The organism is Pseudomonas sp. PA-1-3F, from assembly GCF_021609665.1.
Lineage (GTDB): Bacteria > Pseudomonadota > Gammaproteobacteria > Pseudomonadales > Pseudomonadaceae > Aquipseudomonas > Aquipseudomonas paracarnis.
In genome coordinates, this window is the sequence record NZ_WJZD01000037.1 from 32,670 (window position 1) to 47,394 (window position 14,725).

The following is a 14,725-nucleotide window of genomic DNA, read 5'->3' on the forward strand; positions in this document are numbered from 1 at the left end:
TTATCAGGGATACGTGTAGGGTGGAGATGCACAACCGTCGGACTGTGTAGCACTAGGCTTGTTTTAGACGCTTCATCTCGTCCACAGTCGCCGGTTGATTCCTCCTCCTGACCTTAGCTTTTGTTGAAGTGGTGCCTTTGTCACCACCGCTAACGAGCAGGACGCGTCCGTCGCGATACCGGCCCAATTGGCCGATTTTGCTGGACACTGGAGTGGCCAACCACTCTTGACGCACCTGACACCGACCGTGAGAAGTCGTGTGTGCCGAACGCCGTTTCCGGCAGCCCGGAAACCGACGGTACAACATGAAAAGAATGCTGATTAACGCAACTCAACCCGAAGAGTTGCGTGTTGCACTGGTAGATGGCCAACGCCTCTACGACCTGGACATCGAATCCGGTGCACGCGAGCAGAAAAAGGCCAACATCTATAAAGGCCGTATCACTCGCATCGAACCAAGCCTTGAGGCTGCCTTTGTCGATTTCGGCTCCGAGCGCCACGGCTTCCTGCCCCTCAAAGAAATCTCCCGCGAATACTTCAAGAAAGCCCCTGAAGGCCGCGTGAACATCAAGGACGTCCTGAGCGAAGGCCAGGAAGTCATCGTCCAGGTCGAAAAAGAAGAACGTGGCAACAAGGGCGCAGCCCTGACCACCTTCATCAGCCTCGCCGGTCGTTACCTGGTGCTGATGCCGAACAACCCACGTGCAGGCGGTATTTCCCGTCGCATCGAAGGCGAAGAGCGCAACGAACTGCGTGAAGCGCTGAACGGCCTGATCGCACCGGCCGACATGGGCCTGATCGTGCGCACTGCCGGCCTGGGCCGCAGCAGCGAAGAAATGCAGTGGGACCTCGACTACCTGCTGCAACTGTGGACCGCTATCAAAGAAGCGTCCCTGGATCGTTCCGCGCCGTTCCTGATCTACCAGGAAAGCAACGTAATCATCCGCGCCATCCGCGATTACCTGCGCCAGGACATCGGCGAAGTGCTGATCGACAGCGTTGAAGCTCAGGACGAAGCCCTGACCTTCATCCGCCAGGTAATGCCGCAGTACGCCAGCAAGATCAAGCTGTACGAAGACAGCGTTCCGCTGTTCAACCGTTTCCAGATCGAAAGCCAGATCGAGACCGCTTTCCAGCGCGTGGTCGAACTGCCTTCCGGCGGTTCCATCGTGATCGACCCGACCGAAGCCCTGGTGTCCATCGACATCAACTCGGCACGTGCGACCAAAGGCAGCGACATCGAAGAAACCGCCCTGCAGACCAACCTGGAAGCGGCTGAAGAAATCGCCCGCCAGCTGCGCCTGCGTGACATCGGCGGCCTGATCGTGATCGACTTCATCGACATGACCCCTGCCAAGAACCAGCGCGCCGTGGAGGAGAAAGTCCGCGAATGCCTGGAAGCTGACCGCGCTCGCGTGCAAGTCGGCCGCATCTCGCGCTTCGGCCTGCTGGAAATGTCCCGTCAGCGCCTGCGCCCCTCCCTGGGCGAGAGCAGCGGCATCGTCTGCCCGCGTTGCAACGGCACCGGCATCATCCGTGACGTTGAATCGCTGTCCCTGGCGATCCTGCGCCTGATCGAAGAAGAAGCCCTGAAAGACCGCACCGCCGAAGTTCGCGCACAAGTGCCGATTCCGGTTGCCGCCTTCCTGCTCAATGAAAAACGCAACTCGATCACCAAGATCGAACTGCGCACCCGTGCCCGTATCGTCATCCTGCCGAACGATCACCTCGAGACGCCGCACTTCGAAGTACAGCGCCTGCGTGACGACAGCCCGGAAGCCCATAGCGGGCAGTCCAGCTATGAAATCGCCGCGGCTGCCGCCGAAGTCGAAGAAGTCCAGCCAGCCGCTGCGACCCGCACCCTGGTTCGCCAGGAAGCCGCGGTGAAGACTGCACCGGCCCGCGCCAACGCACCGGTACCGACCGAAGCTGCCGCACCGGTTGCCGCGCCGGCCGCCCTGCCTGAGCCAAGCCTGTTCAAGGGCCTGGTGAAGTCGCTGGTCAGCCTGTTCGCCACCAAGGAAGAGCCTGCTGCCCCGGTTGTGGTTGAAAAACCTGCCACCGAGCGCCCGGCGCGCAATGAAGAACGTCGCAACGGTCGCCAGCAGAGCCGTAACCGCAATGGCCGCCGTGACGAAGAGCGCAAGCCTCGCGAAGAACGTGCCCCGCGTGAAGAACGCGCACCACGTGAAGAGCGTGCGCCTCGCGAAGCCCGTGAAGACACCCCGACCGTAGCCCGTGAAGAACGTGCACCGCGTGAAGAGCGCGCCCCACGCACCCCACGCGCTCCACGTGAAGATCGCAAGCCGCGTGGCGAGCGTGAAGAACGCGTGCGTGAACTGCGCGAGCCTCTGGACGCGGCACCTGCCGTTGCCGCTGCCGCTGCCGCAGCCGTTAGCACCGAAGAGCGCCCGGCCCGCCAGCCGCGTGAAGAACGCGCACCACGCGAAGAGCGCCAACCGCGCCCGCCACGTGAAGAGCGTCAACCACGCGCCGAGCAAGCTGCTGCTGCTTCCGAAGAAGAAGTACTGACCGGCGAAGAGCAGTTGCAGGAAGACGGCCAGGACAACGCCGAAGGCGATCGTCCACGCCGCCGCTCCCGTGGCCAGCGTCGTCGCAGCAACCGTCGTGAGCGTCAGCGTGATGCAAACGGCAACGTAATCGAAGGTTCGGAAGAAACCGGCGAGAACGCAGAAGCTGCCAACAACGAGCCAACAGGCGCCGAACTGGCTGCCGGCTTGGCCGTTACCGCTGCCGTTGCCAGCTCAGTCATCAGCGCACCTGCTGAAGCCCAGGCTCACGAGCAAGCCGAACGCGCTACCGCTGCCGTCGAAGACACTGTTGCCGTAGAAGCGCCAGCCGCCGAAACCCCAGCGGTTGAAGCGCCGGTTGTTGAAGCGCCAGTCGTTGAAGCCACGACCCCTGTCGAAGCCCCAGCGGTTCCGGAAGTGGAAGTTGCCCCGGTTCGCGATGCACAGCCAGAAACCGACGTGGTTGCCGTTGAACCAGCTCCATCGGTTGAGCCTCAGCCAGTAGTCGAAGCGGCTGTAGAAGCTCCGGTGGTCGAAGAAGCTGCCCCGGCTGTGCGTGAAGTTCGCGAAGAACAGACCGCCTTCCAGTGGACCGCCGAACCGGCTGCACCGGTTGAAGCGCCAGCGCCTGCCCCAGTGGTAGAAGAAGCACCGGCACCGGTTGCTGAAGTCGTCGCCGAGCCAGCCCCAGTGGTTGAGCCGACGCCGGTTGCTGAGCCTGCGCCCGTGGTTGAAGTTGAAGCCCCAGTGGTTGCCGAAGTGGCCGCCCCTGTGGTTGAAGCTGCACCTGCAAGCGCCCTCACCGAAAACGGCCGTGCGCCGAACGACCCGCGTGAAGTGCGTCGTCGCCGCAAGGAAGCCGAAGCTGCTGCAGCCGCAGCCAAGGCGGTAGAGCACGAGGCCCAGGAAGCAGAGCATGAGCCTAAACCCCTCGTCTGATTCCATAAGCCAATAAAAAGCCCCGCCTGAGTGATCAGGCGGGGCTTTTTTATGGCTGATTATCTCGACCTGGAATGCGATCACTGTGGGAGCTGGCTTGCCTGCGATAGCGTCGATTCAGCCAGCGTGGCGGTGACTGACACACCGCTATCGCAGCAGAGGTATCTACACAACTTTGTGGGCTGTAACGGCAGACGGTAACCACGATGCGAAGCGAGTCGCTCTTGATCTGCTTTTGATCTTAGGCGCCCCGTCAAATCACGCTGGCCGGAATTCGACAGGGATTTGGGGGCTAAACCGGCAGGGATGCCGGTTTAGCCGCCGTCAGGGCGGAACCTTAAGTGGTCGTTACCGCAGGAATGGATATGTACACAATCCAACTGTGTTGACTGTCAGGCCGCTACCGCAGGCAAGCCAGCTACCACATTGGACGGTGGTGCGTCAGGTAGATAAGCGCCGGCTATCAGGCCGTTACGGGAGCAAGCTCCCTCGCCACAGGTCCAACGTCGGCTCTAAGTAGATACCTATGGCTATCGCAGGCAAGCCAGCTGCCACACTTAACCTGCAGTAAAACTCAACCGTTGCGGCACATCCACATCCCAAAGCACACCAGGATCATCTACCTGCACCTCTCGCACCTGAGTTTGTGCAAACAACGGCCTGGCTCCACGATCCCCACTCAGCGCCATCAGCGCCGGCCCAAATCTGTGATGGAAAGCCACCGGGTGCCCGTACTGCCCGGCAGATACCGGTACAGTGACGCCCTCCACGCAGGCAATCACCCGTTCGATACTCGATGACCGAATAAACGGCATATCCCCCAACACCACCAGCCACCCATCCGCTGCACCGCTGGCCTTGACCGCCGCCGCAATGCTGTCGCCCATACCGCTCGAATCCAGCAGTACAACCTGACAGCCATAAGCCTCTGCCAGGCGGATAACCTCCCCGCGCTCCGGCGACGTCACCAGCCAGCGCGTTACCACACGCTCAGGCAAGTTGCGCAACACCTGCTCGATGACCGGCCGGCTAACGCCATCCAGCCCCACACACGCGGCGAGCAATTTGTCTTGATCAGCTCCAGCTTCGGCACGAAAACGACTGCCCTGCCCCGCCGCCAGCACAATCGCCGTCACCGTCACTCGGCCACCACTGCCATCGGCTTTTTCTGCATCGGTGCCACCCCGTTTTTGATCGCAACAATTTCCGCCATCAGCGACAGCGCAATTTCCGCCGGCGTATGGCTGCCGATGTGCAGGCCGATCGGCCCGTGCAAACGCGCAATGGCCTCCGCCGACAGGCCCAGCGCGGCCAGGTTCTCCCGACGCTTATGGGTATTGACCCGCGAACCGAGGGCGCCGATATAGAAGGCCGCGGAGTTCAGCGCCGTCAGCAACGCCATGTCATCCAGACGTGGATCGTGGGTCAGGCAGACAATAGCCGTGCGTTCATCGGTATGAATATTCAACACCGCCTCGTCGGGCATGCCCGGCACAAAGCGGCCATGCTGGTCTTCCCAGCCGTAGACGAACTCTTCGCGGGGGTCGCAGATCAGCACTTCGAAATCCAGCAGGCGTGCCATTTCCGCTACGTAGCGCGACAGCTGCCCGGCGCCGATCAACAGCAGGCGCCAGCGCGGGCCATAGATGGCGCGCAAGCGTTCGCCGTCGAAGCTCACCACGTCGGTCTTGCTGGCGGCGCTCAACGTCACCTCGCCGGTGGCCAGGTTCAGCTCGCGAGCGACGATCTGATGATCTTCACAACGCGCCAGCAGCGCTTCGACCCAACCCCACTCTTCCACGCGCTCCTCGGTGAGCCGCAGGGTGCCGCCGCAGGGCAGGCCAAAACGCGCCGCCTCGTCGCAAGTGACGCCGTAGGTCACCAACTGCACGGGCGGGCCGTCAGCGGGTAAGCGGCCGTCCTGCAGGCGCGCGATCAAGTCATCCTCGATGCAACCGCCCGACACCGAACCAATCACCACACCATCACCGCGCAGGGCCAGCATCGCTCCCGGCGGGCGCGGCGCGCTGCCCCAGGTTTGCACCACGCTGTACAACATCACGCGCTGCCCGGCGCGGCGCCATTGCAGCACGCTGCGCAGGACGTTCAGATCCACACTGTCCATCAGGCCTCCGGTAAGTACTGTCGCGCTCACTGTAAACCAAAAATATCGGTTGTATCCCGCCAGAAACGCAAACGCCCCGAACCAGTCGGGGCGTTTACGGATAGCGCTGGCGTCAGTTCACGCCAGCAGCCACTTACTTGACGACAGGCGCCGGGCCTTCAGCCACGCCCAGGTCATCGAGCTCGCGGGTTTCGGAGATACCGGTACCGCCAGACGCCAGCTCGCTTTGCAGCTTGTCGGTGTCCAGTTCCTTGACCCACTTGGCCACAACGATGGTGGCAACTGCGTTACCCACCAGGTTGGTCAGCGCACGGGCTTCGGACATGAAACGGTCGATACCCAGGATCAGCGCCAGGCCGGCAACCGGCAGGTGGCCAACGGCCGACAGGGTGGCGGCCAGTACGATGAAGCCCGAACCGGTCACGCCAGCAGCGCCTTTGGACGACAGCAGCAGCACCAGCAGCAGGGTGATCTGGTGAGTGATGTCCATGTGGGTGTCGGTCGCCTGGGCGATGAACACGGCCGCCATGGTCAGGTAGATCGACGTACCGTCGAGGTTGAAGGAGTAACCGGTTGGAATCACCAGGCCGACCACGGACTTCTTCGCGCCCAGGCGTTCCATCTTGATCAGCATACGCGGCAGTGCGGATTCCGACGACGAGGTGCCCAGTACGATCAGCAGTTCTTCACGGATGTAGCGGATCAGCTTCAACACGCTGAAACCGTGAGCGCGGCAGATAGCGCCCAGCACCAGCACCACGAACAGAATGCAGGTGATGTAGAAGCAGATCATCAACTGGCCCAACTGCACCAGGGAACCGACACCGTAGGCGCCGATGGTGAACGCCATGGCACCCAGGGCACCGATTGGCGCGAGCTTCATGATCATGTTGATGATGTTGAACATCACATGGGCGAAGCGATCGATGAAGTCCAGCACCGGCTTGCCGTAGGCACCCAGGCGGTGCAGGGCGAAACCGAAGATCACCGAGAACATCAGCACTTGCAGGATGTCGCCGTTGGCGAAGGCGCCGACGATGGTGTTCGGGATGACGTTGAGGATAAAGCCGACAATGCTCTGGTCTTTACCGGCGGTGACGTAGGCCGCCACTTTGGAAGCATCCAGGGTCGCGACGTCGATGTGCATGCCGGCGCCCGGCTGCACCACGTTGACCACGACCAGGCCAATCAGCAGGGCGATGGTGGAAACGATTTCGAAGTACAGCAGCGCGTAGCCGCCGGTCTTGCCCACCGACTTCATGCTTTGCATGCCAGCGATGCCGCTGACCACGGTACAGAAGATGATCGGGGCGATGACCATTTTGATCAGCTTGATAAAGCCGTCACCCAGTGGCTTGAGGGCCACGCCGGTCTGCGGGTAGAAGTGGCCGAGCAAAATACCGATAACGATTGCAACGATCACCTGGAAATACAGGGATTTGTAGATTGGCTGACGAGTCGTCATTGCAAAGTTCCTCAATCGTCCCGTGTGGCAAATATCCGCCATTGCCCACGGCACTTGAATTGCGAACCCTCCTGCACTGGAGGGATTTGTTGTTTGCGAAGCCTGTAGGAGCAAGCCTGCGCTGTAATCCTTATCGCAAACAGCGTGCCACTTTGCTTAAACGCGCTGAAGGCCTTTAGACATCAGGGCTTGGGGTTCACGGGCGACTCCGGAGAGTGCAACACAGTGGCGGATTTCCGCCCACTCATCCTGTCTCGTCCTACAATTTGGCGGATATCCGCCTTGTCGCCCCACTGGGTGATGGCTACCATCCGCCACTCCATGGATGAGGCCCTTGCATGCGTGAACGTACCATCGCCAGCCATTACGCCCGAGCGGCCCTCGGCGGTGCGCGCCGAGCCGGTTTCGACTACTCGGGGGTGTTGCAGCAGGTGGGCATCACCCCGGAACTACTGACCGAACCCCGCGCCCGCATCGCTCCAGAGCAATTTACCCGCTTGCTGCAAATGCTCTGGCTGGGGTTGGATGACGAATACCTGGGGTTTGCCGAAGCGCCGAGCAAACGCGGCACTTTCGCCATGATGTGCCACGCGCTGATCCATTGCCGCACGCTGGAGAAGGCGCTGGAGCGCGGCTTATTGTTTTATAGCCTGTTCCCCCAAGGCCCACGCTGGCAACTGACCAAAGAAGGCGACATGGCGCGCCTGAGCCTGGACGACTCACAGCTATGGGACCCGAACCACTTCCTCAGTGAATGCCTGCTGGTGATCTGGCATCGCCTGGGCAGTTGGTTGATCGGCCAGCGTATCCGGCTGCAGCAGGCCACCTTCAGTTACCCGATGCCGGCCCATGCCGGTGAATATGACCTGCTGTTCCCCTGCCCCCAGGTGTTCGGCGCGCCGACCAGCAGCCTGGTGTTTCCCAGCCGCTACCTGAGCCTGCCGCTGTTGCAGGATGAACGCACCCTCAAGCACTTCTTGCAGCGCTCCCCTGCCGACTTGTTGTCCCGGCCGGATGAAGGTGACAGCCTGAGCAGCCAGTTGCGCCGCCTGCTGAGCCGCGACCGCACGCCCTGGCCAGACCTGGAAGCCGTCGCCCAGCACTTGCACATCAGCCCACAGACCCTGCGTCGGCACCTGCGCGAAGAAGGCACGAGCTTTCAGGCATTGAAAGATGAGTTACGCCGGGATATCGCCATTTACCACCTGGGGCGGGCGGATTTGTCTTTGCAGGAGATCGCCGAGCAGTTGGGGTTTTCCGAACCGTCGGCGTTTCATCGGGCGTTCAAGAAGTGGACGGGGCTGACGCCGGGGGCCTACAGAGCGCAGGAGAGTTAGCGGTGTATTGGCTGGGAGGGCCTCATCGCAGGCAAGCCAGCTCCCACAGTTGAATGTATTCACACATCAACATTTGGGAGCTGGCTTGCCTGCGATGAGGCCAGTGCAGATCACAAGGCAGGAAAGTGAATCCTGAACGCCGCCCCACCCAACGCTGAATCCCCCAACGTCAACCGCGCGTGATAGCTTTCGATGATGTCCTTGACCACCGCCAGCCCGATCCCCTGCCCCGGGTGCTGGCGATCTAGCCGTTCGCCGCGCTGCAGGATCCGTGCACGCTGGTCCGGTGGTACGCCGGGGCCGTCGTCTTCGATACACAGCTCAATGCCATCGAGGTTTTCCACCAGGCTGATACGCACTTGCTTGAGGCACAGGCGGTAGGCGTTTTCCAGCAGGTTGCCGAGCATTTCGAGCAACGCGCCCTTCTCGATGGGCACTTCGCAGGCCTGCGGTAAATCGAAGGTCACGGTGACCCGCTTGTCGCGGTAAACTTTTTCCAATGTATCGCACAGGCTTTGCACCACCGGTTCCAGGCGGACCTGGTGGCGCACCAGGCCACTTTTACGCAGGCTGGCACGCTGCAGTTGGTAACCGATCTGCTGGCTCATGCGTTCGATTTGCGATTGCAGCACCCACGCCTGGCTACGTTCTTCAGGCCGCTGGGCCATGTCTTCGCTCACGCCCTGCAACACCGCCAGTGGCGTTTTCAGGCTGTGAGCCAAGTCATCAAGAGAATCGCGGTAGCGCGCACGCTGTTCGCGCTCGCTGTGCAGCAAGCGGTTCAGGGAGCCGGTCAGGCGCAGCAGCTCACGGGGGTGTTCTTCGCTGAGGCTTTCGCGGGTGCCGCCTTCGATCTGGTCGAGCTCATGGCTCAGGCGCCGCAGGGCTTGCAGGCCCCAGGTCAGGCCCAGCCACAACAGCGTCAACAGCACCAGCAAGGCCGCGCCGAACCCTAGGTAGAGATTCTCACGCAGGCCTTCGAGGGTCAGTTGGTATTCGCGCACCGGCTGCAAGGCGACAATGCTGAACGCCGCGCTCTTGCCTCCCAGTAGGCGCACCTCGACGTCATACACGAAGAATTCCTGGCCATTGGCCTCGCGAATCCGCGCAAATTCGTTGCCGCGCCCGTCATAGCGCGGTTTGTAGTTGATGTTTTCTTCCTGGGTCGCCCGCGAGCGCCATACCAGATGGCCTTCACGGTCGTAGATATAACCCAGCAGCCGACTGTCGGTGAGGTTGAAACGCTCATCGGGCAGCTGCGCCGGCATCAGCAGGCGGTTATTGTCGACCCGCGCCGCAGATATCAGGGTGGTCACATCCGACGCCAGGCGCTGTTCGATGGAATCCTGCAACGCCAGGCTGAACGCGCCTTGCATGGCCGGCAACAGGCCGAGCATAAACAGCACGGCCAGGGTGGCGGCCGCCAGCATCAGGCGCACACGTAGCGAACGAATCAACGGCAGCGCTCATTGAACAGGTAGCCCAGGCCACGCACGGTGTCGATCGGCTTGAACCCGGCCGGGCCTTCCAGCTTGCGGCGCAGGCGGCCGACCAGCACTTCGATCACGTTTGGATCGCGCTCGTCGTCATCCGGGTACAGTTGCTCCATCAAACGGTCTTTGGCGACCACTTGTTGATGATGACGCATCAAGTATTCGAGGATCCGATACTCGTAGGCGGTCAGCGCCAAGGGTTGCTCGTCCAGGGAGGCTTGCTTGCGGTTGAGGTCCAGCAGCAGCGGCCCGGCAACGATAGTCGACTGGGTAAAACCGCTGGAGCGGCGCAGCAAGGCGTTCATGCGTGCCTCCAGCTCTTCGAACTGGAACGGCTTGACCACGTAGTCGTCGGCCCCGGCCGCCAAGCCTTCAACCTTGTCCTGCCAGTTGCCGCGGGCGGTGAGGATCAGGATCGGGAAGGTCTTGGTCTGGGTGCGCAACTGGCGAATCAGGTCCAGGCCGCCCATACCGGGCAGGCCAAGGTCGATGATCGCCAGGTCATGGTTGAATTGGCCGGTCTGGTACAGGGCTTCTTCGGCATTGGCCACGGCTTCGACCACATGCCCGCTGTCGGTCAGGCGGGTAAACAGGTGATGACGCAGCAGCGCCTCATCTTCCACCACCAGCAATTTCATAAGGTTCTCCACTGCAATTCAACTAGCCGACAGGGGGATATCATAGCGGCCCTGCAGCTCTTGGGGGCGCAGTTTTATGCCATTGTAGTGGCCAGTCAGGTGCGCGTAGCCGCTGCGATAGTCGGGTTGCGCAGGGGTAGCGCCCAGGGCCTGGCCCCACGGCGCGGCCTGGGTGCCGGCGTCTTCGAAGCTGACACGATGGATCAGGTTGCTGGATTTCTTGGTTTTCTCGCTGCCAAAGGCCGCAAAGGCGCCATCGGACGCCTGCACGCCGGCAGTGGCGCCGAGCATGGTCAAGGCCAACATCAGCTTTTTGATCGCAGTCATGGTGGTTACCTCATACGCATTTAAGCTGTGGGGCCCAGACTACGCAGGCGCCCCTGAACTCCCCCTGAACAGGCTCTGAACCGCAGCTGAACCGCATCGGGCTATCCACTGGCGCACCAACTCGGCAAAATACCGCGCATGACGCCCCTACCCGCTTGCTGCACCCCACTCGATGATCATTGGCCGTTGCCGGTTTCTTTGCCGGGCACGGTGTTTTTGAGCACGCGATTCGACCCGGCTTTATTGAGCCACGGCGATTTCCAGCGCTGCGATGTGCCGCCGCCCGCGAGCATCCAACGCTCGGTCGCCAAGCGCCAGGCGGAATTTCTCGCCGGCCGCCTGTGCGCGCGCGAAGCGCTGCAACGACTCGATCATCTGCACTGCATCCCGGCCATCGGCGAAGACCGCGCCCCGGTCTGGCCAGGGCATATCAGTGGTTCCATCACCCACAGCACCGGGCACGCTGCGGCGATTGTCGGGCACAAGGCGCAATGGCGCGGGCTGGGCATGGACCTGGAGCATCTGCTGACGGTGGAACGGGCCGAACGCCTGGCCGGGGAAATTTTGACGGCCGATGAGCTCCAGCGCATGGCCGCCCTGCCCCGTGAGCAACACGCCTTGCTGGTGACGCTGACGTTTTCGGTGAAGGAAAGCTTGTTCAAGGCGCTCTATCCGATCGTGCACAAGCGCTTTTATTTCGAGCATGCCGAGGTGTTGGAGTGGTCAGCGGCTGGGAAGGTGCGCCTGCGGTTGCTGACCGATCTTTCGCAAGAATGGAAGCATGGCAAAGAGCTGGAAGGGCAGTTTGTGGTGGAGGGGGAGCAGTTGTTGAGCCTGGTGGCTATCAGCGCCTGGTAGACCGCCGTCGCGGGCAAGCCCGGCTCCCACATTGGGAACGCATTCACCTGTGGGAGCTGGCTTGCCTGCGATAGCGGTTTCAGGGTTTATGCTGATCCCTGGGCCAGCTCAGGCTGAAACACGCCCCACCCAGGTTATTGCTCTTGCTGATCAGCGCCCGCCCGCCGTGCCAATAGATAATCCGCCGCACGATCGACAAGCCCAGGCCATGTCCGCCAGAAGCGCGGGTACGGCTGTCATCCAAGCGCAGGAACGGCGTGAAGATCCGCTCCCAGGCGCTTTCCGGCACACCGGGGCCGTCGTCTTCCACATCGATGCGACAGCGCACCTGCCCCACCTGATAACTGATCAACACCTGGCCTCTGGCGTGGCGCATGGCGTTACTCACCAGATTTTGCAGGGCTCGGTGCAAGTAGCGCGGTTCAGCGTCGACCCAGGCGTCATCCCAATGTGCCGAGGACAGGCAAATACCCCGGGTGACGGTGACCTGCGGGCGCAATGGCGATAATTCGCCAATCACCTGGTCGAGCAATGCATCAAGGTCTACGCGCTGAAAATTCAGCTCCGGCGCGCCCTGTTCCAAGCGCGCATAAGTGAGCATCTCGTCCACCAGGCCATCGAGGTCCTGGATATCGCCATCCATGCCTTCCAGGTATTTGCGCCGCGCCTCGGGCGTGGCGGCGTCACCGATCATCTCCAGGCCAAAACGCAGGCGCGCGACCGGAGTGCGCAGCTCGTGGGAGACCGCCCGCACCAGCTCGCGCTGAATCGCCAGCAATTGCTGCAGGTGCTCGGCCATACCATTGAAAGCGGCCGCCAGCCGCCCGACCGAGTCTGCACCGCGAGCGGGTACGCGCACTTCCAGGTTGCCCTTGGCGATACGCGTAGCCGCCGCCTCAAGGCCTTTGAGCCGACGCTCAAGTTGACGCACCAGCAGATAGACGATCAAGCCGATCAGAGTCAGGCCGATCAAGGTGATCAGGATCAGCCATTGCGCCGGGTACGGGTTCATCTGGTACAGCGGGCCGATCTCCAGTACCCACGGGGTGCCGACCATGCCGGCAAACACGCGAATCGAATCGCCGCCCTTGCCCAGCGCCATCACCGTATCGCCCTCCGCCACGCGACGACGCTGGTCGTCGTCCATATCGGCCTGGTCAAGGGCCATCAGGTGCATTTCAAAACCAAAACCCTTGGCGTGTTTGATGTCGGCCAGGCGCTGGGGCTGTTCGGCCACCGGGAAACGCACCAGTTCGTCGGCCAGCAGGTAAATAGTCGCACGGGCCAATTGCTCGCTGATCTGCTGCACTTCGCCGGTGAGCACCAATTGCTCTTGCTCGCTGACCAACCGCAGCACCCGCGCCGCATGAGGCCCGGTCTGCTCAACCAGGACCTGGCCGCGTTGCAGGCGGTTGCGCTGGCCCAGGTCCAATTGCGCATCGGTGAACGTGCGCAACTCCAGCGGGATGCCCAGCAAGCGCTCCCACACCGCCAAGGCGCGCTGCCGTTCAATGGTGCTCATGGGTTGCAGGTTATCGCCCATCAACGCAAAGGTGCCGTGGGCCAGGCGCTCACGGTACTGGCCGCTGCGCACGTCATTAAGCAGGTGCAGTGCCAGGGCGCCGAGCAACGCCACCAGGATCAGCGCCGCGCACATGCCGCCGTAGATGCGCAGGAAGATCGAGTTCACAGCGGCATATCGGCAGCGGCTTCGGGGACGAACAGGTAGCCTTTGCTGCGGATGGTCTTGATCAGGCGTGGGTGGAGCGGATCGTCGCCGATCTTTGGCCGAATGCGCGAGATACGCACGTCAATGGAGCGATCCTGGCCGTCATAGCCGATACCACGCAGCGCTATGAAGATTTCTTCGCGGGACAGGATGCGCCCGGCGTTCGCAACCAGCAGCCACAGCAAGTCGAATTCAGCGCTGGTCAGTTCGATGCTGCCATCATGCAACCAGGCTTCGCGCAAGGCATTGTCCACCACCAGTGGGCCAAACTGGAGGCGGCGTTGATGTTCCATTGCGGGCGGCAACACCGGCTCGCTGCGGCGTAGCAGCGCCTGGATACGCGCCAGCAACAGCCGCGGGCGCACGGGTTTGCACACGTAGTCGTCGGCGCCCATGTCGAGGCCCAGCACCTGGTCCATGTCGTCGGTGCGCGCGGTAAGCATCAGGATCACGCCGTCATAGCGCTCGCGCACTTTACGGCAGATGCTCAGGCCGTCTTCGCCGGGCAGCATCAGGTCGAGGATCACCAGGTCCGGCTGCTCGGCGATGATGCGCGCCGCGGCCTTGGCACCATCGCCTTCCACGGACACACGCAGGCCATTGCTTTCCAGGTACTCACGGGTCAACTCGGCGAGTCGCTCGTCGTCCTCGACGATCAGTATCTGCCAGGCTTCTTGCTCCATGCAGTGTCCTCTTTTTTATAAGACGTTCTTCTGGCCGACACAATCGAATGTGAAATACGGTCGGTGTGGGAGCTGGCTTGCCTGCGATGGCGGTGGGTCAGCGCGCCTGTTGGTGGCTGATACACCCCCATCGCAGGCAAGCCAGCTCCCACATATTGATCCTGCGCAGGCATAGCCTGTTTGTCATGTTTTGAAGGCATAACAAAGGCCGATTGTAGCCATGCACCGGCCCTTGAACACAAGCCGGGAAATCCATTCGGTCATGGCGATTTTTTGTGGTAGGGTTCGCGCCCTCAAAATTCCCGCCGGCAGTTTCTACCCGGGAATATTCGGTGACAAACGGTGTAATCCAGTAGTAATGCGGCCTACACGGGTGTTCCATGATTCATACACATTTTACCCACAGCGTTATCCACAGGTAGTCCGTTGCTAAGCCCCCAAAAACGCATTATCTTGTACCTCGGCGCTAAAAAAACCCTACATGTAGGGTTTTCAGCGAAAAGACCAAACACATATCAGACAAGAAACTCAAGCGCTTTCTTGCTCGCGTTTGGTTGAACCAAAGCATTTTTTGAAAGCCCAAACCGCGCACGCGGATGG

General features: G+C 61.6%; 11 protein-coding genes. 3 read left to right on the top strand and 8 right to left on the bottom strand.

Features of this window, described 5'->3' with window-relative positions; genetic code table 11:
• Positions 1-305: 305 nt before the first annotated feature.
• Positions 306-3,470, top strand: a complete 3,165-nt coding sequence (gene rne / locus GIV26_RS22735) for a ribonuclease E (protein ID WP_442962915.1) — start codon at positions 306-308, stop codon at positions 3,468-3,470.
• Positions 3,471-4,027: 557 nt separating this feature from the next.
• On the opposite strand, the gene GIV26_RS22740 is transcribed toward rne, so the two are convergent.
• The 3 genes from GIV26_RS22740 to GIV26_RS22750 all read right to left on the bottom strand — a co-directional run bounded on the left by GIV26_RS22740 (position 4,028) and on the right by GIV26_RS22750 (position 7,060).
• Positions 4,028-4,612 (bottom strand): nucleotidyltransferase family protein, encoded by a 585-nt coding sequence (locus GIV26_RS22740; RefSeq protein WP_236282304.1) that lies wholly within the window; start codon positions 4,610-4,612, stop codon positions 4,028-4,030.
• Positions 4,609-5,595: an XdhC family protein gene (locus GIV26_RS22745; RefSeq protein ID WP_236282306.1), complete on the bottom strand. Its 987-nt coding sequence runs from the start codon at positions 5,593-5,595 to the stop codon at positions 4,609-4,611. Before GIV26_RS22745 ends, GIV26_RS22740 begins: the two co-directional genes overlap by 4 nt.
• 133 nt (positions 5,596-5,728) lie before the next feature.
• Entirely contained in the window at positions 5,729-7,060 is a 1,332-nt protein-coding gene (locus GIV26_RS22750) for a dicarboxylate/amino acid:cation symporter (protein WP_003189258.1), read from the bottom strand.
• A gap of 338 nt (positions 7,061-7,398) precedes the next feature.
• Between GIV26_RS22750 and GIV26_RS22755 the strand changes: the two genes are divergently transcribed.
• A complete protein-coding gene (locus GIV26_RS22755) occupies positions 7,399-8,397 on the top strand; it encodes an AraC family transcriptional regulator (protein ID WP_236282308.1) in 999 nt (332 codons plus the stop codon).
• 110 nt (positions 8,398-8,507) lie between these two features.
• On the opposite strand, the gene GIV26_RS22760 is transcribed toward GIV26_RS22755, so the two are convergent.
• The 3 genes from GIV26_RS22760 to GIV26_RS22770 are packed head-to-tail and all read right to left on the bottom strand — an operon-like array spanning position 8,508 to position 10,855.
• Complete coding sequence (locus tag GIV26_RS22760) at positions 8,508-9,854, bottom strand: ATP-binding protein (protein WP_019817208.1); 1,347 nt, start codon at positions 9,852-9,854, stop codon at positions 8,508-8,510.
• Positions 9,851-10,528, bottom strand: coding sequence for a response regulator (locus GIV26_RS22765; RefSeq protein ID WP_003193559.1), 678 nt, complete (start codon positions 10,526-10,528; stop codon positions 9,851-9,853). Before GIV26_RS22765 ends, GIV26_RS22760 begins: the two co-directional genes overlap by 4 nt.
• Before the next feature lie 18 nt (positions 10,529-10,546).
• The gene (locus tag GIV26_RS22770; RefSeq protein ID WP_003193560.1) at positions 10,547-10,855 is read right to left on the bottom strand and encodes a hypothetical protein; all 309 of its coding nucleotides are present in this window, start codon (positions 10,853-10,855) and stop codon (positions 10,547-10,549) included.
• Positions 10,856-10,993: 138 nt separating this feature from the next.
• Here GIV26_RS22770 and GIV26_RS22775 point away from each other — a divergent pair, with 138 nt between their 5' ends.
• Positions 10,994-11,713, top strand: a complete 720-nt coding sequence (locus GIV26_RS22775; RefSeq protein ID WP_217537166.1) for a 4'-phosphopantetheinyl transferase family protein — start codon at positions 10,994-10,996, stop codon at positions 11,711-11,713.
• Between the two features lie 79 nt (positions 11,714-11,792).
• On the opposite strand, the gene GIV26_RS22780 is transcribed toward GIV26_RS22775, so the two are convergent.
• Together GIV26_RS22780 and GIV26_RS22785 are read right to left on the bottom strand one after the other, a co-directional pair.
• The gene (locus tag GIV26_RS22780; protein WP_060765199.1) at positions 11,793-13,403 is read right to left on the bottom strand and encodes an ATP-binding protein; all 1,611 of its coding nucleotides are present in this window, start codon (positions 13,401-13,403) and stop codon (positions 11,793-11,795) included.
• Positions 13,400-14,125, bottom strand: a complete 726-nt coding sequence (locus GIV26_RS22785; protein ID WP_089041892.1) for a response regulator — start codon at positions 14,123-14,125, stop codon at positions 13,400-13,402. Before GIV26_RS22785 ends, GIV26_RS22780 begins: the two co-directional genes overlap by 4 nt.
• Positions 14,126-14,725: the final 600 nt, after the last annotated feature.